This is a genomic window from Acidovorax temperans, from assembly GCF_006716905.1.
Taxonomy (GTDB): domain Bacteria; phylum Pseudomonadota; class Gammaproteobacteria; order Burkholderiales; family Burkholderiaceae_C; genus Acidovorax; species Acidovorax temperans.
This window is the reverse complement of sequence record NZ_VFPV01000002.1, coordinates 1063853-1082586: the sequence shown is the minus strand read 5'-3', so window position 1 is coordinate 1082586 and position 18734 is coordinate 1063853. Positions and strand designations below refer to the sequence as shown.

Genomic DNA, 18734 nt, shown 5'->3' with positions numbered 1-18734 from the left:
CGCAAAATATTTTCGCGCCACTTTATTTGGTGCAATGCCGATTCGCGCCACTAGGAGCCTCGAACATGCCCCGCCTCACGCCGCCCCAAGCGCTGGACCAACTCGCCGAATGGATCAACGCCAGTACCGACGAGGTAGGCATTGACGGTCTCCTCCAGCAGCATGGCAACCGCATACCCCGCCGAACGCTGCAGCGTCACCTGGCGTTGCTGGTGGAGCAAAAACGCATAGGGGTGCGCGGCGAAGGCCGGGCCACCCGCTACCACCGCCTGCCACAGCCCGGCGCATCTGCGCAGACATCCACCGCTGTGGCAACAGCAGTGCCCCCCAGCACCGCAGACTACGTCCCCACCTCCAAAGAGGGCGCAGACATCCGTGCCACTGTCTCCCAGCCCCGCCACCTGCGTAAACCGGTGGGCTACCAACTGGACTTTTTATCGAGCTACGAGCCCAACCACACGGCCTACCTGCCGCCGGGCCTGCGTGAACAACTGCACAGCCTGGGCCGCTCACCGGCAGACCAAACACCTGCGGGCACCTTTGCCAAAGACATCCTCCAACGCCTGCTCATCGACCTGTCTTGGGCCTCCTCCCACCTCGAAGGCAACACCTACAGCCACCTCGACACCGAACGCCTGATCGAGTTCGGCCAGGCCGCCGAAGGCAAAAACGCGCTAGAAACCCAGATGATCCTGAACCACAAGCAGGCCATCGAATACCTGGTGCTCAACCCCGAAAACGCCCGCGTACACACAGACACGCTGATCGCGCTGCACGCCTTCCTGTCCGACGGCCTGATGGCCGACCCCACCGCCGTGGGCCGCATTCGCCGCCGCGCCGTGGAGATCGGGGGCAGCGTCTTCTTACCCATTGCCTTGCCCCAACGGCTCGAAGAACTCTTCGGCATCGTCACGCAGATGGCCGCCGAGATCACCGACCCGTTTGAGCAAGCCTTCTTCTTGATGGTGCACCTGCCGTACCTGCAGCCGTTCGAGGATGTGAATAAACGCGTCTCGCGCCTGGCCGCCAACATCCCCTTCATCCGTCACAACCTGTGCCCGCTGTCGTTCATCGACGTACCGCAGCAAGCGTATGTGGACGGCATGCTGGGCGTGTACGAACTCAACCGCGTGGACCTGCTGCGCGATGTGTTTGTGTGGGCCTACGAGCGGTCTTGTCAGCAATACGTGGCGGTGAAGCAGAACCTGGTGCCACCAGACATTTTTCGGCTGCGGCATCGACAAGCGCTGGCGGAGGTGATTGCAGCCATCGTGCGGCAGGGGGATGCGCCCACGGAGCAGGCGGTGACAAGCAGGATGCCAGCTTCCGTTGCGGCGGCCGACCACGCGCATTTTGTGCAACTGGCGCTGGCCGAGTTTGGCGCGCTGCACGCCGGGAATGCCGTGCGGTTTGGGATCCGGCCGCTGGAGTTTGGGGAGTGGGAGCGGCGTGCCCAGGACATGAAGGGGTGAAGGCAGCGGGCCTGCCAACGCCAATAATTCAGACAAAACAGGCTCCAGCGCTTATCCATCAAGCGCAAACAGCTATAAATTAAATAGCAAAACCACCCTCACACCCGCTGGGCAGGCCCATGCGCCGCAGCGACGCACGACAATCGCGCCATGAAATGGATCGACGCCCCCTGGATTGAACTGCTGCGCATCGCCCTGGAAGTGGCGGCCACCGTGGCCTTTGCCCTGTCGGGCGTGATGATGGCGGCGCGCAAGCGGTTTGACGCGGTGGGTGTGTGCGTGGTGGCGTTTGTGTCGGCCTTCGGCGGCGGCACGCTGCGCGACTTGCTGTTGGACCAGCGGCCCTTCTTCTGGGTGCGGCACACCGAGTTTGTGTGGGGCATTCTGGGGCTGAGCGTGGCGGCCATGCTGTTCATGCGCCAGCGGCACTTTCAACCCACCGAGCGCGCCATGCTGCTGCCCGACGCCATCGGCCTGGGGCTTTTTGCCGCCGTGGGCGTGGACATTGCCACCGCTGTGGGCATGCCCGCGCTGATTGCCGTGATGATGGGCGTGACCACTGGCGTGTTTGGCGGGGTGCTGCGCGATGTGCTGTGCAACGAGGTGCCCCAGGCCTTCAGCGACCACCGCCCTTATGCGCTGTGCGCCTTTGCCGGCGGCTGGGCCGATGTGGCGCTGCGCCAGGTGGAAGGCACCGTGGTCAGCCCCCTGCTGGCGTGCGTGCTGATCACGGCCGGGCTGCGGGGTTTGGCGCTGTGGCGCAACTGGGAGCTGCCCGCCTGGCGGGTATGAACGGGGCCAGGCCGTAAAATCGCGCACCCAGCCCCTGGATGTACACCACGAATTGCTGCCCCCCATGAACACACCCTTTTGCCCCCCCTCCCACGCAGTTGCCCAACCCACGGCACGCGGGGCCCTGCGCCGCCGCTGGCGCACCCAGCTGGCGGCCGCAGCGCTGATAGGCGCCGCAAGCATCGCGGCACTGCCCCGCGCCCAGGCGCAAGTGGTCAACCCGCTGGGCGCCGTGCGCAACTTTCCTGATGCGGCAGAGCGCGGCACGCTGACCATCCTGGGGGTGCAAGAGGCGCGCCTCAACAGCCGCGACATCCGCATGGCCCCTGGCATGCGCCTGTTCAGCCCGCAAAACACACTGGTGCAACGCCACACCGTGATCGGCCAGACGTACAAGGTCAACTACGTGCTTGAAACCAGCACCGGCATGCTGCACGCGGCCTGGATCCTGAGCGAAGCCGAGGCGGCCAAGCCGCTCAAGGGCAAGAGCCCTGCACCCACCAACATCACCACGGACAACGTTCTGAAGTAACGCGTCCAGCCGCCGCATCTGCGGCGGCGTTTCGGCCCCTCAGGATCCTTGGGGCCACCCCACCCTCAGTCACCGCGCCCCGTGGGCAGCGGTGTTTGCTTGCTATTTTTGAAATTGCCATGGCCAAAAAAGTCTTTATCAAAACCTTCGGCTGCCAGATGAACGAGTACGACTCGGACAAGATGGCCGACGTGCTCAACGCCGCCCAAGGCTACGAGCCCACCCAGAACGTGGACGAGGCCGACCTCATCCTCTTCAACACCTGCTCGGTGCGCGAAAAGGCCCAAGAAAAGGTCTTCAGCGACCTGGGCCGCATCAAGCACCTGAAAGCCCGCGGCGTGAAGATTGGCGTGGGCGGTTGCGTGGCCAGCCAGGAAGGCGCCGAAATCATCAAGCGCGCCCCCTATGTGGACGTGGTGTTTGGCCCCCAAACCCTGCACCGCCTGCCCGAGATGCTGAACCAGCGCGAGCAACTGGATAAGCCGCAGGTGGACATCAGCTTCCCCGAGATTGAAAAGTTCGACCACCTGCCGCCCGCGCGCGTCGAAGGCGCCTCAGCCTTCGTGTCCATCATGGAAGGCTGCAGCAAATACTGCAGCTACTGCGTGGTGCCCTACACCCGTGGCGAAGAAGTGAGCCGCCCGTTTGACGATGTGCTGGTGGAAGTGGCGGGCCTGGCCGACCAGGGCGTGAAGGAAATCACCCTGCTGGGCCAGAACGTGAACGCCTACCTGGGCAAGATGGGTGGCACGGCCGAGATTGCCGACTTTGCGCTGCTGCTGGAATACGTGTCGGACATCCCCGGCATCGAACGCATCCGCTACACCACCAGCCACCCCAACGAGTTCACACCCCGGCTGATCGAGGCCTACGCCAAGCTGCCCAAGCTGGCCAGCCACCTGCACCTGCCCGTGCAGCACGGCAGCGACCGCATTTTGATGGCCATGAAGCGCGGCTACACCGCCATGGAATACAAGAGCACGGTGCGCAAGCTGCGCGCCATTCGCCCCGACCTGGCCATGAGCAGCGACTTCATCGTGGGCTTCCCCGGCGAGACGGAAGACGACTTCAACAAGATGATGAAGCTGATCGACGACATTCACTTCGACAACAGCTTCAGCTTCATCTTCAGCCCCCGCCCTGGCACGCCCGCCGCCGGCCTGCACGACGACACGCCGCACGACGTGAAGCTGCGCCGCCTGCAGCATCTGCAGAGCGTCATCAACGCCAACATCAAGTCCATCAGCGAAAGCCGTGTGGGCACGGTGCAGCGCATTCTGGTGGAAGGCGCTTCCAAGCGCGATGCAGGCGAGCTGATGGGCCGCACCGAATGCAACCGCGTGGTCAACTTTGCGGGCCAGCCCCGCCTGGTGGGGCAGATGGTGGATGTGACCATCACCGAAGCCAAGGCCTACACCCTGCGCGGCGAGGTGCTGGTGCGCGAGGGCGCACCCCTCACCGCCTGACTTTCACCGCCTGACCCTCACGGCCATGGCCCAGGAAGCCACCAGCCCCGCCAAGGCCCGGCACTACGGCCCGTCCTTCCAGCAACTGCTGCTGCTCGCGTTCTTGCTGATCGCGGGCTTGCTGGGCACCAGTGCGCTGCGCACGCTGTTCACGCTGGAAGCGCTGATGACCGAAAGCCAGGCCAGCGCCGCCCAGGCAGCGGCCCTGAACGTGGCCGCGCAAACCCTGAACCAGCGGGGCCAGGCGCTGGAGCGTGCAGCGCGCCAGTCACTGGTGCTGGGCGATGCACAACTGCGCCAGAGCTTTGACGACATGGCGGCCGATGCGCGGCGCCTGGTGCAGCAGCTGGAAGACGCGGGGCTGCCGCCCGAGCAGGCCCGGCAGTGGCGCAGCCATATGGACACGGTGCACGAGCTGCTGCGCGCGCCGCCCGGCTTGTCGCTGGAGCACGAACGCAGCGTGGCCGATGAATTTGTGGCGCTGGACAACCTGCACGCGGCCATCAGCCAGGCGGTGCAGGAACTCAACGCGCGCAAGAGCAGCGAACTCGACGCCATGGTGCAGGCCAGCCGCGAAGCCGTCACGCACCAGCTGCTGGGCGCCATCGTGCTGGCCCTGGTGCTGGCACTGTCTCTGGGCGTGTGGCTGGCGCGGCCCTTCAAGCGGCTGGAACGCGCCATTCGCCGCCTGGGCGAGAACCAGCTGGAGCGGCCCGTGGCCATCACCGGCCCGGCCGACGTGCGGCGCGTGGGCCAGCAGCTGGAATGGCTGCGCCTGCGGCTGCTGGAGCTGGATGCCGACAAGGCGCGCTTTTTGCGCCATGTGTCGCACGAACTCAAAACCCCGCTGGCCGCGCTGCGCGAAGGCGTGGCCCTGCTGCAAGACGGTGTGACCGGGGAGCTGACCGAGGGCCAGAAGGAAGTGGCGCAGATCCTGCACCAGAACACGCTGGTGCTGCAAAGCGAGATCGAAGCGCTGCTGCGTTTCAACGCGGCGGCGTTTGAAGCCCGCCAGCTGCAGCGGCGCGAAACCGAACTCATCGGCCTGCTGGAAGACCTGGTGGAAAGCCAGCGCCTGCAGTGGCAGGCCCGCCAGCTGCGGGTGGAGGTGAGCGGCGAGCGCACTACCTTGCAGCTGGACCCCGAAAAAATCGCCTCGGCCGTGGGCAACCTGCTGTCCAACGCCATTCGCTTTTCGCCCGAACAGGGTACGGTACGCTTGGCCGTTTCGCGCGCGTCCGGTGCGGTGCTGATTGACGTGTCCGACCAGGGGCCCGGCGTGGCCCCGGCAGACAAGGCCCATGTGTTCGAGCCCTTCTTCCGTGGTGAACGCCAGCCAGAAAACGCGGTGCGCGGCACCGGGATCGGGCTGTCCATCGTGCAGGAATACATCCATGCCCACGGCGGGCGCGTGCACCTGCTGGGCGAAGCGCCCCACTCTTTTTTCCGAATCGAACTCCCTGATGCATCCTGAAGCCACCCACCCCCGCCACACGCCGCGCCACCCTCTGCTGTGGGGGGTGGCCTTGTGCGTGGCGGTGCTGGCCGGCTGCGCCACCTCAGCCCCGCAGCCGCAAGCGGCCGAAGCGATCGAGGTGGCACCACCAGCGGCCACGGCAGAGGCAAACCGGACACTAGCGCCCACGCCCCCAGAGCCGACCCTGCCCGAGCTGGAAGAGCCCGCATCCCCCGCCAAAGACCTGCTGCGCGACACGCTGGCCTATGCCGACCGCGCGCTTGACGCCAGCGCCACCACCCTGGCGCGCGAGATGGCCCGCCTCTCGGTGCCCGACGACACCAAGCCCGCCCGCCACCTGCGGCTGGCACTGCTGCTGACCCAGACCCGACAGCCCGCAGACACGGCCCGCGCACTGGGCCTGGTGCAGCGCACCTTGGCCGACGCCAACGCGCAAGACCTGCACCCCCTGGCCCGGCTGCTGGAGGCGCGGCTGACGCACCAGCGGCGGCTGGAGGAACAACTGGAGCGGCAAGGCCAGCAACTGCGCGATGCCCAGCGCCGCAACGACCAGCTGAGCGAACGGCTCGAAGCCGTGCGCGCCATCGAACGCAGCCTGCAAACACGCCCCGCGCCTGCTGCCGCATCGCCTTCTGCACCCGCTGCGGGCGCCAACAGCCCTGGCAACGGCACCAAACCCTGACCCCCACGCCATGCCTTCCTCCACGCCCCCATCACGCCCGGCCCAGCACCGCATTCTGGTGGTGGACGACGATGCCGACATGCTGCGCCTGCTCTCGCTGCGCCTGAAGGCGGCGGGGCACGAAGTGGTGGCTGTGGGCTCGGCCGAGGCAGCCCTGGCCCAGCTCGACATTGCCCGGCCGCAGCTGGTGCTGAGCGACGTACGCCTGCCCGGCAAGGATGGCCTGGCGCTGTTCGACGAAGTGCATGCGCGCCACCCTTCGCTGCCCGTCATTTTGCTCACCGCGCACGGCACCATTCCTGATGCCGTGCAGGCCACCGCGCGCGGTGTGTTCACCTACCTCACCAAGCCCTATGACGGCAAAGAGCTGCTGGAAAAAGTGGCCGAGGCCCTGGCCCTGAGCGCCCCTGCAGTGCACCAGGCGCATGACAACGAGGCGTGGCGTGCCGATATCGTGAGCCGCTCGGCCCGCATGACCGATGTGCTGTCAGAAGCGTTCATGGTGGCGCAATCCGATGCGAGCGTGCTGCTGCTGGGCGACAGCGGCTCGGGCAAGGAACTGCTGGCCCAGGCCATCCACCGCGCAAGCCCTCGCGCCTCCAAGCCCTTTGTGGCGGTGAACTGCGGCGCGATTCCCGAAGCGCTGCTCGAATCCGAACTGTTCGGCCACGTCAAAGGCGCTTTCACCGACGCCGTGAGCAACCACAAGGGCCTGTTCCAGGCGGCCGATGGCGGCACGCTGCTGCTGGACGAGATTGGCGACATGCCGCCCGCGCTGCAGGTGAAGCTGTTGCGGGTGCTGCAGGAGCGGGCCGTTCGGCCCGTGGGCTCCAGCCAGTCCATCCAGATCAACGTGCGCGTCATCTCGGCCACGCACCGCAATCTGGAAGCCGCCATGGCCGCAGGCCAGTTCCGCGAAGACCTGTACTACCGGCTCAACGTCGTCACGCTGCTGCTGCCCACCCTGGCAGAGCGGCGCGAAGACATCGCGCTGCTGGCCAACCACTTTCTGGACAAGCTGGCCCACAAATACGACAAGCACCTGTCTGGCTTTGCACCTGAAGCCCTCAAGGCCCTGACCACCGCGGCTTGGCCCGGCAACGTGCGCCAGCTCTACAACGTGGTCGAGCAGGTGTGCGCGCTGTCCACCACGCCGCTGGTGCCGCTGTCGCTGGTGCAGCGGGCCCTGCGCACGCCCTCAACGCAGGTGCTGAGCTTTGCCGAAGCCCGGCAACGGTTTGAGCGCGAGTACCTGGTGGGCCTGCTCAAGATGACCGACGGCAACGTGGCCGACGCCGCACGGCTGGCCCAGCGCAACCGCACCGAGTTTTACCGGCTGCTGCAAAAACACGCACTCACGCCCGGCCAGTTCAAGGGGGACGGCGCCATGGGCGACGATGTCGCCGATGGGCGACAAGAGTAAGTGCCTGATTTGCAATGACTTTGCTCCCCGCACGGGGCAAAGCGTCGCCAGCAGGCGACAAAAACGCGGCATCCAGCCGCCTTGAAGGCCCTTGGCAGGTGCCCGCACAATTGTTTACACGTTCCAGTGCATTCAAGCCATTGATTTAAAAGCGTTTTTTCAAGCTGGCACAGGGTTTGCCCTAGTGCTGGCATGCAAGCTGTTTTTTCCTCCTTTTTTTCGCGCCCGCACCGGGTGGGGCTGCGTGCCGTGGCACTGTGTGCCGCGCTCATGGCCTCGGGTGTCCACGCGCAGACGGTGGACCTGGACCACATCACCCAGCTGGCCAAGCAGCGTGCGGCGCAGCCCTACAGCGCTGCCGATGGGCGCCTACCCCCTGCGCTCGCCGCGCTGAATTACGACCAGGTGCGCGACATTCGCTGGCGTCCCGACCGTGCCTTGTGGCGTGCCGAGCAGTTGCCGTTTGAGGCCATGTTCTTCCACCTCGGTCTGTACCAGCGCGAGCCGGTGCTCATCAACGAGGTGTCGCCCCAAGGCACGCGCCACATCCCCTACCGCACGGCCGACTTTGACTACGGCAAAAACAAGGTGCAACCCCAAAGCTGGGGCGACCTGGGGTTTGCAGGCTTTCGGCTGCACTACCACCTGAATTCGCCCGCGTACAAGGACGAGCTGGTGGTCTTCCAGGGCGCAAGCTACTTCCGGGCGCTGGGCGCGGGCCAGCAGTACGGCTTGTCGGCCCGGGGTCTGGCCATTGACACCGTGGGCGGCAAGGGCGAGGAATTTCCGCGCTTCACCGAGTTCTGGCTGGTGCGCCCGCAGCCCGGCGACACGCAGGCCACCGTCTATGCGCTCATGGACTCGCCCCGCGCCACCGGGGCCTACCGCTTCGACATTCAGCCGGGCCCGCAGACGGTGACCACCGTGCGCGCGCGCATCTTTGTGCGCGGCGGCAGCGCAGGCCCCATCAAGACGCTGGGCATTGCGCCGCTGACCAGCATGTTCCTGTCTGGTGAAAACCAGCCGCGCAAGGACGACTTCCGCCCCGAGGTGCATGACTCCGACGGCCTGATGGTGGCCACGGGCGAAGGCGAATGGCTGTGGCGCCCGCTGCAAAACCCCCGGCAGGTGCTGGTCACGTCGTTCGCCACCACCAACCCCAAGGGTTTCGGGCTGATGCAGCGCGACCGGCAGTGGAGCAGCTACGAAGACGTGGAAGCCCGCTATGAACGCCGCCCCAGCGCCTGGGTGCGCCCCCTGCACCACTGGGGCCCCGGCCGTGTGGAACTGGTGCAACTGCCCACGCCCGACGAAACCCATGACAACGTGGTTGCCTACTGGGTGCCGCAGCAGTTACCCGCCCCCGGCACGCCGCTGGAAGTCAGCTACGAGCTGGCATGGCAAGGCGATGAGCAGCAACGCCCCCCCAGCGCCTGGGCCACACAGTCGCGCAAAGGCGTGGGCTACACGCAGCAAAGCGCCGAAGCGCTGCGCACGCAGGTGCAGTACGTGGTCGATTTCACCGGCCCGGCATTGCACGACCTGAAGGCCGACGCACCCGTCAAAGCAGTGGTGACCAGCGACGCCAACGGCCGCGTGCTGGAAAGCGGTGTGTACCGCAACCCGGCCACCGGCCAGTGGCGCATGACGCTGCGCATGGAGCGCCTGCGCAAAGACCAGCCCATTGAATTGCGAGCCTTTCTTCAACACCTCCAACACGCTGTGAGCGAAACATGGACCCACGTCATTCTTCCCGAGTAGGCCCGAGTGCACCCCGTTTGCAGACACAGGAGCCGCCGATGCATCACCCCCACACAGCTCCCCGCAGCCTTGACCCGCACGCCACCGCTGCGCGCAGCCCCGTGCGCGAAGTGCGCCACCCCAACAGCGTGACGGCGCCCCCGGTGCACCGCGGATCGATGCCTGCGCTGCCGTGGCAGGGTTTCTGGAAAAGCGTGGCACGCGCGCTGACAGGCCGCACACCCCGAGTAGAAGGCGCAGAACCCGCCGCCCCGGCCCAGCCCTGGCAGGCCGCCGCCCAGCGCCGCCGCTGGACCTTTGTCCTGCTGGTGCTGTGCAGCACGGTGCTGGCCAGCGTGCTGTTTGCCCAGGTGCAGCCCGCGTATGAAAGTGCGTGGCTGGGCTGGGGGCAGATCGCCCTGTTTGCCCTGCTCTCGGCCTGGGTGGTGTCCGGCTTCATGACCGGGATGATGGGTTTTTGGGTCATGCTGCGCGGCGACAAGCATTCGCTCTCGGCCCGCAGCGTGGCGGGCCACGCACTGTCGCCCGACGCGCGCACCGCCATCATCATGCCCATCTGCAACGAAGACGTGGCCACCGTGTTTGCCGGGCTGCGCGCCACCTGCGAATCGGTGGCGGCCACCGGCCACGGGCAGACGTTTGACGTGTTCGTGCTGTCCGACAGCTACGACAGCGATATTGCCCGCGCAGAACGCGCCGCCTGGGAAGACCTGCGCATGGCACTGGCTGCCAACCCGCAGCAGCCGCAGGTGCAGGTGTACTACCGCCTGCGCAAGCGCCGCACCCACCGCAAGGCAGGCAATGTGGCCGACTTCTGCCGCCGCTGGGGCAAGGACTACCGCTACATGGTGGTGCTGGACGCCGACAGCGTGATGAGCGGCGACTGCATCGTTTCCATGGCCAAGCTCATGGAAGCCAACCCTACGGCAGGCATCATCCAGACGGCTACGCAAGCCATTGGCCACGTCACGCTGCACGCGCGTGCGCAGCAGTTCGCCTCGCGCGTCACCGGCCGCCTGTTCACGCTGGGCATGCAGTTCTGGCAACTGGGTGAATCGCATTACTGGGGGCACAACGCCATCATCCGCGTGGCACCCTTCATGCAGCATTGCGCGCTCGCGCCCATCCCCGGCAAAGGGGGCCTGGCGGGCGGCATCATGAGCCACGACTTTGTGGAAGCCGCCCTCATGCGCCGCGCGGGCTACCACGTGTGGCTGGTGGCCGACCTGGTGGGCAGCTACGAGCAGCAACCGCCCGACCTGCTGGCCGAACTGCAGCGCGACCACCGCTGGTGCCAGGGCAACCTGCAAAACGCGCGCCTGATGGCCGAGCCCGGCATCCACCCCGTGCACCGCTCCATGTTCGTGACGGGCGCCATGGCCTACCTGTCGGCCCCGCTGTGGCTGGCTTTCATGACGCTGGGCACAGCCCTGTGGGTGTCTGGCGCGCCAGTGCTGACCGACTGGCACATCCTGCCCACCGAACTGCTGGCGCTGTGGGCCTGGACGCTGAGCATGCTGTTCCTGCCCCGCGTGCTGGGGGTGCTGGCCGTCTTCATGCGGCGTGAGCAGCAGCAGTATGGCGGCGGCTGGAGCCTGCTGAAAAGCGCTTTGCTCGAAAGCATGCTGGCCCTGCTGCAGGCCCCTGTGCGCATGCTGGCCCATTCGCTGTTTGTGCTGGTGGCGCTGACGGGCATTGCGCTGGACTGGAAGTCTCCGCCCCGCGAAGCGCAAGCCGTTCCATGGCGCCACGCCATGGCTCAGCTGGCCCCCATGACCGGCGTGATTGCCTTGCTGGCGGCGGGCATTGGCGCCATCGACAGCGGCGCCCTGCTGTGGCTGGCGCCCGTGGGGGTGCCGCTGGCCCTGGCCATTCCCATGGCCGTCATCACCAGCCAGATCGCTCTGGGCCGGTCGATGCGGGCGCAGCGCTTCTTGCTTATTCCCGAAGAGGCGTGGTCGCCCCCGGTGTTGCGCCGGGCCTGGCGCCATGCCCAAAGGCTCGCGCAGCCAGGGCACGGCCTGGTACCCGCAGCGGCCATGGCCTGATCCAAGCCGCGAGCGAGGCGAAGAACATCCGTTCCATGCGCCCTCGCTTCCCTCCCCTTGGTGGTTTTGTGACAAATGCCACACATCCTTGAAGCCGGTGCATGCACCGGCTTTTTGCATTTTGCTATTTATTTGATAGCTTACTGCGCTTACCCCGCCTGCCTCAAACACCTAAAAGGCTTGTGAAAATGCCTGTGACTGGAGGCTCTGCGCCTTGTGCCCGTCACGTACGATACGGCGCCGACAGCCCGCAGGCCCTGCCTCCATCCACCATTTTTCGCAAAACCACCACCATGTTCTCCACTGCCACAGCATCCTCCCGGCGGGGCCTTCTTTCTGCCGGGGCCTTGTGGGCCGCCCTGCTGGCCGCGGGCTGCGCCACCGCCCCCGAACCTGCGCCAGAGCCCGTGGCACCCCCACCACCAGCGCCTGTGGCCGAAGCGCCCGCCCCCGCGCCCCCACCCCGGCTGATCTTCGCGGGCTTTGCCCTGCACTCGCAGGCCAAGGCCTTCCGCAACGATGTGCTGGCCGCCGAAAAACTGGCCAGACAGATGGACCCCAACGCCCTCATCCTGAAGCTGGCCAACCCCGCGCGCGACCAGCCCAGTGACTGGCCCCAGGCCACGCTGGAAAACTTTGAACTGGTGATGACCAAGATGGCCGAAGTGGCCCGGCCGCAAGACCGGGTGATGCTGCTGATCTCCACCCACTCCAACCCCGGTACGCTGAACATCAACGTCGCAGGCAAAAACGCCGCGCCCATCACCGCCCGGGGCTTGAGCGATGCGCTGGCCCCGCTGGCCAAGACGCCCACGCTGGTCGTGCTGTCTGCCTGCTACAGCGGCGCCTTTCTGGAGCCCCTGCGCGCGCCCAACCGCGTGGTGCTGACGGCCACCGATGTGCACAAGGCATCTTTCAAATGCCAGTACCCCGGCGAATACACCTTCTTTGCCGACGCGCTGTTCAACCAGGCAGGCGCCGAGCAGTTGTCGATCACGGACTGGATGGGCGCAGCCCAGAAGTCCATCCAGGCGCAGGAAAAGCGCAAGCGCCTGGCGTCATCGGCGCCCAAGATGTTTGTGGGGGACGAAGCCAAGGCCTGGGCCAGCCAGCCGCTCAAGAGCTGGCTGCAAGCCCGCTGAGCCGGGGTCGAAACAGCCCCAACGGTCGGCGCACAAACTGACAGGGCTTTGCTCAATGCGCAATAGCCCTGCGCGCCTGCCCATCAGCCCATCAACTCATTCAAGCTCGTCACATCCTTGAACTGCAAGTCGTTTGCCAGCGCGAAGTGCTCCCGCGCGCAGTCGATTTTCAGATTCTCCGCCGGTCGCCGGTTAGCGCGCACGGTGGTGGATTTGGTTTCTGCCACGAAGTACACCCGCTCGTCGTTCTCCAGCACCACCGCCCAATCGGGGTTGTAGCTGCCCAAAGGGGTAGCAACCTTGAAGCGGCTGGGCAGCTTGAAGAAGAACTTCACACGTTCATCCACCGTGCAGTCATGGGCGAACTGGCTTTCGGTGTCGCTCTCGCTCAGCACACAGGTAAATGCATCACCCACAGGTGCTTTTTGTTCATCCACGGGCTGAGCCTGCAACAAGGTTTTATCCACTGGCGTGGTCAGGTCGTCATTGGCGGGCGGGTACACGCTGCTCAAGTACGTTTCCAACTCTTCGTCAAACAGGCTCATTTCATACTGGCGCCCGTTGATAGTTTTGTACTTGATGCCCTTGACCATCAGCGCCTGCAAACAAGTGGTCATGGCCGCAATGGCAGTATCCAGAAATGCCTGTGGGTTGACCAGCAATTCACCCAAGCGCCCTGAGCCGTCCAAAATGGCAAAGATGCTGGACCGCGACAGGTGCACCCGGTTCTGGATGTACGCGTACACATCAGGCACCGTGGTGCCATACACCTTGGCGTCGGTGTCGCCGGTACCAATGTGCAGCCCCTCCACCCCTTCGCTGCGCATGATGATCTTTGCTTTGTCAGCACGTATCTTGGGCGGCCGCACTTTGGGGTATTGCTTCAAGTCACCCAGGGCTTTGACGCACTCCGCAATCAGCGCTGGGGTATCCAGCGTCACGCTATAGGAGGTCTGGTAGTTGATCTTTTTCCAAATGGCCTGAAACAGCGCTTCCTCCTCGGCGGACAAGGCTTTGCGCTTGATGCGCGCCTTGGCGCGGGCATTTTTCACCCGCCCGCTAAAGCTCACGCCAGTTTCGTCCTCAATCTCCTGCTGCAGCGCCTTGGCGAAGGCTTCGTAGCTCTCGTTGGGTATGACCGTCAACACGTTCACCCGCTTGTCCTGCACACGTTCACCATCCTTGTTCACACACAGGCGCAGACCACGCCCGATTTCCTGGCGCTTCTTCATGGCGCTCTTGGTCTCGTTCAGCGTGCAAATCTGGAACACATTGGGGTTGTCCCAGCCCTCGCGCAGCGCCGAGTGGCTGAAGATGAACTGCAAGGGCACATCCGCGCTCAGCAGGCGCTCTTTGTCTTTCATGATGAGCTGGTAGGTGCTGTCGTCCTTGGCTACCGTGCCCGATGTATCCACCCACACCGTTTTGGCCTTCACACCCTTGCCCTTCTTGTCGCCCGAAAAATAGCCGTTGTGTACCTCGCTGGCACTGTGCGCAATGAGCCCACGGTATTTGGGCATGCTGGCGTACTTGTTGAACGCCTCTTCAAACCACACACCAAACTTGCCCAAGGTGGCATTGCCATCCTCGTCATACGCCCGGTAGTTGGCTACCTTGTCGATAAAAAACAGGCTCAACACCTTCACACCAATGGGCTGCACGTTCTTGAGCTTGGAAAAGTGCGCCGCCACCGTGCGCTCAATCTGGAAGCGCATCACATCGTCAGCCAGCCCCCCGTGGGCTTGGTGGATGCGAATCACCCGCCCACCAGAGAACTCAATCTCCCCGTCGTCTGCCCGGATTTCGTTCAGGATGTAACCGTCCTCATAAACATCGCGCTGCTTAGACTTGGCATACAGGTCATCGCCCAGCTTCAGGGTCAACTCGGAACGCTTGGGGCCCGTCTTGCCATTCACATCAATAATGACCTTGACCTTGACAGAAGCAGGGCGAGCCTCAATGCCCACCAGCTCCACAAAGGCCTGGTTGTGGTCTTCATCGGCCAGCACGCCGTCCACCTCAATCTGCTTCACCAGCCCCAGGTCATACGCCTGCACGGGGTTGAGCGAATACAGCAGGTTGTAGGGGTTCTTGTGCGTAGCCGAGTAGCGCAGCGTGCACAGCGGGTTCAAGTCAAACAGCGCGCGGCGGCGTACATCGGTCTCAAAGTTTTGCGGTTCGTCCACGATGACGATGGGGTTCACCGCCCGGATGTATTCAATGGGCGCAAACGCCTTTTCGCCCTTCTGGTTGATCTTATTGTTGTCTTTGGTAAAGCTGTCAATGTTGATGACCAGCACGCTCAGCGCATCGCTCTGCGCAAAGTGGCGCAAGTCTGTCAGCTTGGTACTGTCGTACAAAATCGGCACGCAGGGTACATTGGCATAGTCCGCTGCAAAGTGGCTGCGGGTGATCTGCAGGTTCTTCATGGTGCCTTCGCGTATGGCCACACTGGGCACCACCACCACAAACTTCTTGAACCCGTACACCTTGTTCAGCTCATACATCGTCTTGATGAAGCTGTAGGTCTTGCCCGTGCCGGTTTCCATCTCAATGGTGAAATTCAGCGGGCAAAACACCTCTTTGCCATTGTCTGAGCGAGACTCGGCCAAAGTGGCAGATGGCTCCAAGCCATTGTCCTTTTGCACCGCCTGCACATTGGCCAGCAGTTGCTCGTCCGAGAGCTTCAGCGCGTTGCCAATGCTGCCGTCCCCCGCATAGGCCACGCTGCCTTGCTGCACAGCCAGAGCAAAGTCGCCTTTGGCTAGTGGCTGGCCATCAAACACTTTCACCACCGCATCGACTGCCTTCTTTTGGTAGTCCTGGTGGGCAAATTGCAACTTCATCGTCATGTCTCATCCTTGTTATCGGGCGGGGCCAGCCGGGCCTGCCGCTCGCGCGCCAGTTGCACCACGCGGTGCAGCTGCGCTTGCAGTACCTGCACATCGGGCAAGGCGTGCAGGTACTGCGCCACGCGGATGTTGGCGCTGTCCAAATCCATCAGCTCCACCTGCTCGCGGTCGGCGCTGGCGCACAAAATCAAACCAATGGGCGAAGCCTCGCCCTCGGCACGGTCGTTCTGGTCCAGCCAGCGCAAGTACAGCTCCATCTGCCCCTTGTGCGCAGGGGAAAACTTCTCCAGCTTCAGCTCCACCGCCACCAAGCGGCGCAGGTGCCGGTGGTAGAACAGCAAGTCCAGATAAAAGTCGTCCGCCCCCACGCTGATGCGCTTTTGCCGCGCCACAAACGTAAAACCTGCCCCCAGCTCCAGCAAAAAGCGCTCCATCTCACGCAGGATGGCGCTCTCCAGGTCGCGCTCGCTGTAGCCGTCGGGCAGGCCCAAAAAGTCCAGCATGTAGGGGTCGCGAAACACCAGGTCGGGCGTCATCTGCCCGCCTTCGCGCAGATGGCTTAGCTCTTTGGCAATCACGCCCTCTGGCTTTTTGGCAACGGCCGAGCGCAGGTACAACTGGCTGCCAATGCGCTCGCGCAGGGTGCGCACGCTCCAGCGCTCCAGTCGGCACATCTCGGCATAAAACTCCCGCTCAAGCGGCTGCTTAAGAGGCAGGATTTCAATGAAATGGCTCCAGCTCAATTGTCGCGACAGTGTCGCGACAATTTGTGCATCAGCAAACACCTCTGCGAACTGAATCATGCGCCGAAGGCTTTTTTCAGAAAACCCTCTGCCATACGCCTGCACCAATTGTGTCGACAGCGTCGACACAATCTGTTCACCATAGTCGGCGCGGGCCTCGCCCAACACTTCACGGCGGATGCGCTCACCCACCTGCCAATACAGCAAGGTCTGCGCACTGTTGGCCGCGCTGGCCACATGCGCGCGCGCCTGCTCAATGAGCTGGCGCACATCGTTCAACAAAGCAGGGGCGGCGTCACCGGATGCATGCATGGGCTTCATCATGGCCCCGTTCAAATCACCGTCAGGCCAATATCCAGCCCCGCCAGCTCCAGTTGCAGGTTGGCCAGCTGCTCGTCCGCTTTGTCACCCACAAAGCAGGAATTGAGCAGCACCACCTGCGCCGGGCGGGCTTTCACCAACTCGTCTTTCAGCGCGTCGGTGTAGGGCTCAAAGCACAGCCACAAGTGCTTGTCGTCGGGCAGCAGCACGCGGTGCACCGTCACGCCCGCCACCTGCTTAGGTGCGCTGACTGCATGCACCCCCAGTGCGCCCAAGCCATGCTTGAGCAACAGCTCGGTCAGCATGGCGGTCTGCGCGTCGGTGGCTTGGGGCTGCCCGGCCTTTTCGGCGCTTTGGAACAAGGCCAACTGCTCGCGCAGCGCATCGGCACTGCCCACATCGCCACGCCATACCTTGAAGTTGGACGGGGCCAGCGTGAAATGGGCGCAGGCCAAATCAGCGGTTTTATCGGGGTGCTCGGCTTTGAGTTTGGCAATCACCTTGTCGATGCGGGCGCGGGTAATGTCGGCAATGGTGCGGTAGCCCGCTTTGTAGGCTTCGGTGCTTTCCTCCAGAACTTCGGGCATTTGAACGCAAATACTTTGGCGCTTGCCGCCGTCTTCGAGGTTGAGCTCAATCACTGCCTGTGTAGTAGTACCACTACCGACGAAAAAATCGAGAATGATGTCGTCATCTTTGGTAATGTAAGAAAAGAATCTCGAAAGAAACTCAACAGGCTTTGGATTATTGAAAACCTTTATGGCTTCGCTAAAAAGCTCCCGTAGATCGTAAGCACCAACACGACCATCAAAATCAATCAGACTTGACAACTTATCTTGAAATTCATGCGCGTAAACTTTTAGCTCAATGATTTTGGATTCATCATCACCAAACAAGATCTTTTTTTCGTCGAGAAGTTTTTGCATGGTCTCCTGTGGAAACCTGTATCCGAGCAATGGTTGCTTGCAAGGCTTTTTTGTAGTCGGGTGCAAAACATCATATCTATACCCCTCCCGGCCGGGGTTGTGGACACTTTGACTTCCGGTGTAGACGCCATCAACGTCAATGTATTTGTATCTATCCAACTGACCCAGAAAACTCTTGTTTTCTCTAAACCAAGTTGTGTATTCGGTCTGCAAGTCCTTCTGGTTTGAATGCTTAGCAATGAGCTCTTTTCCAACTTCAATTAATTTGCTCTTCGCGTCCGACAAGCTGCTCTTCCACTGCCCGGCCAACTGACTTTTATTCTTAGAAAAGACCAGCACATATTCATGCTCTGTCGTCACATTAGTTGGATTGTTGTCAGTAACATTCTTCCAAATAATGCACCCAACAAAATTCTCCGCCCCAAAAATCTCATCGCAAAGCAACTTCAAATTCGCCGCTTCATTGTCATCAATCGAAATAAAAATAACCCCGTCATCGCGCAATAAATTCCGCGCCAAATACAGGCGCGGGTACATCATGCTCAGCCACGCGCTGTGGTACTGGCCGCTTTCCTTGCTGTTTTTCTTCCACAGGCTTTGCTTGTTCAAATACCCTTCGGCGCTTTTCTCGCCCGTGCGTTTTTGGTATTCGTCCAGCGTTTCTGAATAGTCGTCGGGGTACACAAAGCTGTCGTTGCCGGTGTTGTACGGTGGGTCGATGTAGATCATCTTGACCTTGCCGTAGTAGCTTTTTTGCAGCACGCGCAGCACTTCCAGGTTTTCACCCTCTATGAGCATGTGCTGGGCGTGGGCCGGGTTGTTGGCGTCTGGCCGCAGGGTGTGGCTGCTGGTTTTTTGTATTTCACGGCGGGCTTCGGTTTTGCCGGCCCAGTTCAGCTCGTAGTGCTCCGCTGGCGCTATGCGCTCTTGGCCCAGCAGCTCTTTGAGTTTTTCAATATTGATTTGGTTGTCGCTCAACACTTCGGGGGCAGTCTGGCGCAGCAGGGCCAGCAGGTCGGCCTGGCGCTGGGCCAGTGCGTCGGGGCTGTGGCCGAGTTCGGTGAGGTGGGCGGTGTTGGTCATAGCTTCTTATGGGT

13 protein-coding genes are annotated in these 18734 nt (G+C 63.1%); 10 read left to right on the top strand and 3 right to left on the bottom strand.

The window, feature by feature from the left end; all coding sequences use genetic code 11:
• The first annotated feature begins 65 nt into the window (after window positions 1-65).
• The 10 genes from BDD18_RS13185 (at window position 66) to BDD18_RS13140 (ending at window position 12795) form a co-directional block, all read left to right on the top strand.
• Entirely contained in the window at window positions 66-1472 is a 1407-nt protein-coding gene (locus tag BDD18_RS13185) for a Fic family protein (RefSeq protein ID WP_142083661.1), read from the top strand.
• A gap of 150 nt (window positions 1473-1622) precedes the next feature.
• Window positions 1623-2264 (top strand): trimeric intracellular cation channel family protein, encoded by a 642-nt coding sequence (locus BDD18_RS13180; protein ID WP_142083659.1) that lies wholly within the window; start codon window positions 1623-1625, stop codon window positions 2262-2264.
• A gap of 64 nt (window positions 2265-2328) precedes the next feature.
• Window positions 2329-2796, top strand: a complete 468-nt coding sequence (locus tag BDD18_RS13175; protein WP_338071818.1) for a hypothetical protein — start codon at window positions 2329-2331, stop codon at window positions 2794-2796.
• A 119-nt stretch (window positions 2797-2915) separates the two neighbouring features.
• Window positions 2916-4262 carry a tRNA (N6-isopentenyl adenosine(37)-C2)-methylthiotransferase MiaB gene (miaB, locus tag BDD18_RS13170; RefSeq protein WP_066694981.1) on the top strand — a complete coding sequence of 449 codons (1347 nt, stop codon included), beginning with the start codon at window positions 2916-2918 and terminating at the stop codon, window positions 4260-4262.
• Between the two features lie 25 nt (window positions 4263-4287).
• On the top strand, window positions 4288-5736 hold the full coding sequence (locus BDD18_RS13165; protein WP_142083657.1) for a sensor histidine kinase: 1449 nt from the start codon (window positions 4288-4290) through the stop codon (window positions 5734-5736).
• Window positions 5726-6421, top strand: a complete 696-nt coding sequence (locus tag BDD18_RS13160; protein ID WP_244939086.1) for a hypothetical protein — start codon at window positions 5726-5728, stop codon at window positions 6419-6421. Before BDD18_RS13165 ends, BDD18_RS13160 begins: the two co-directional genes overlap by 11 nt.
• A gap of 10 nt (window positions 6422-6431) precedes the next feature.
• Window positions 6432-7844, top strand: a complete 1413-nt coding sequence (locus BDD18_RS13155) for a sigma 54-interacting transcriptional regulator (RefSeq protein WP_142083655.1) — start codon at window positions 6432-6434, stop codon at window positions 7842-7844.
• Window positions 7845-8036: 192 nt separating this feature from the next.
• Window positions 8037-9605 (top strand): glucan biosynthesis protein G, encoded by a 1569-nt coding sequence (locus tag BDD18_RS13150; protein WP_211360762.1) that lies wholly within the window; start codon window positions 8037-8039, stop codon window positions 9603-9605.
• Window positions 9606-9643: 38 nt separating this feature from the next.
• Window positions 9644-11653: a glucans biosynthesis glucosyltransferase MdoH gene (mdoH, locus tag BDD18_RS13145; protein WP_142083654.1), complete on the top strand. Its 2010-nt coding sequence runs from the start codon at window positions 9644-9646 to the stop codon at window positions 11651-11653.
• Window positions 11654-11841: 188 nt separating this feature from the next.
• Window positions 11842-12795 (top strand): C13 family peptidase, encoded by a 954-nt coding sequence (locus tag BDD18_RS13140; RefSeq protein ID WP_244939085.1) that lies wholly within the window; start codon window positions 11842-11844, stop codon window positions 12793-12795.
• A gap of 83 nt (window positions 12796-12878) precedes the next feature.
• Here BDD18_RS13140 and BDD18_RS13135 read toward each other — a convergent pair whose 3' ends face one another.
• From BDD18_RS13135 to BDD18_RS13125, 3 genes are read right to left on the bottom strand one after another with little or no spacing between them, the layout of a single operon-like run.
• Window positions 12879-15647 carry a restriction endonuclease gene (locus BDD18_RS13135; protein ID WP_198846699.1) on the bottom strand — a complete coding sequence of 923 codons (2769 nt, stop codon included), beginning with the start codon at window positions 15645-15647 and terminating at the stop codon, window positions 12879-12881.
• Window positions 15644-16702: a PDDEXK nuclease domain-containing protein gene (locus BDD18_RS13130; RefSeq protein WP_244939084.1), complete on the bottom strand. Its 1059-nt coding sequence runs from the start codon at window positions 16700-16702 to the stop codon at window positions 15644-15646. The genes BDD18_RS13135 and BDD18_RS13130 overlap by 4 nt, the downstream gene beginning before the upstream one ends.
• A gap of 20 nt (window positions 16703-16722) precedes the next feature.
• Window positions 16723-18720 carry a site-specific DNA-methyltransferase gene (locus BDD18_RS13125; RefSeq protein ID WP_142083650.1) on the bottom strand — a complete coding sequence of 666 codons (1998 nt, stop codon included), beginning with the start codon at window positions 18718-18720 and terminating at the stop codon, window positions 16723-16725.
• Window positions 18721-18734: the final 14 nt, after the last annotated feature.

Coding starts and splice junctions, on each gene's coding strand:
- BDD18_RS13185 (WP_142083661.1), top strand. CDS start 66: ATGCCCCGCCTCACGCCGCCCCAAGCGCTGGACCAACTCGCCGAATGG.
- BDD18_RS13180 (WP_142083659.1), top strand. CDS start 1,623: ATGAAATGGATCGACGCCCCCTGGATTGAACTGCTGCGCATCGCCCTG.
- BDD18_RS13175 (WP_338071818.1), top strand. CDS start 2,329: ATGAACACACCCTTTTGCCCCCCCTCCCACGCAGTTGCCCAACCCACG.
- miaB (WP_066694981.1), top strand. CDS start 2,916: ATGGCCAAAAAAGTCTTTATCAAAACCTTCGGCTGCCAGATGAACGAG.
- BDD18_RS13165 (WP_142083657.1), top strand. CDS start 4,288: ATGGCCCAGGAAGCCACCAGCCCCGCCAAGGCCCGGCACTACGGCCCG.
- BDD18_RS13160 (WP_244939086.1), top strand. CDS start 5,726: ATGCATCCTGAAGCCACCCACCCCCGCCACACGCCGCGCCACCCTCTG.
- BDD18_RS13155 (WP_142083655.1), top strand. CDS start 6,432: ATGCCTTCCTCCACGCCCCCATCACGCCCGGCCCAGCACCGCATTCTG.
- BDD18_RS13150 (WP_211360762.1), top strand. CDS start 8,037: ATGCAAGCTGTTTTTTCCTCCTTTTTTTCGCGCCCGCACCGGGTGGGG.
- mdoH (WP_142083654.1), top strand. CDS start 9,644: ATGCATCACCCCCACACAGCTCCCCGCAGCCTTGACCCGCACGCCACC.
- BDD18_RS13140 (WP_244939085.1), top strand. CDS start 11,842: ATGCCTGTGACTGGAGGCTCTGCGCCTTGTGCCCGTCACGTACGATAC.
- BDD18_RS13135 (WP_198846699.1), bottom strand. CDS start 15,647: ATGACGATGAAGTTGCAATTTGCCCACCAGGACTACCAAAAGAAGGCA.
- BDD18_RS13130 (WP_244939084.1), bottom strand. CDS start 16,702: ATGCATGCATCCGGTGACGCCGCCCCTGCTTTGTTGAACGATGTGCGC.
- BDD18_RS13125 (WP_142083650.1), bottom strand. CDS start 18,720: ATGACCAACACCGCCCACCTCACCGAACTCGGCCACAGCCCCGACGCA.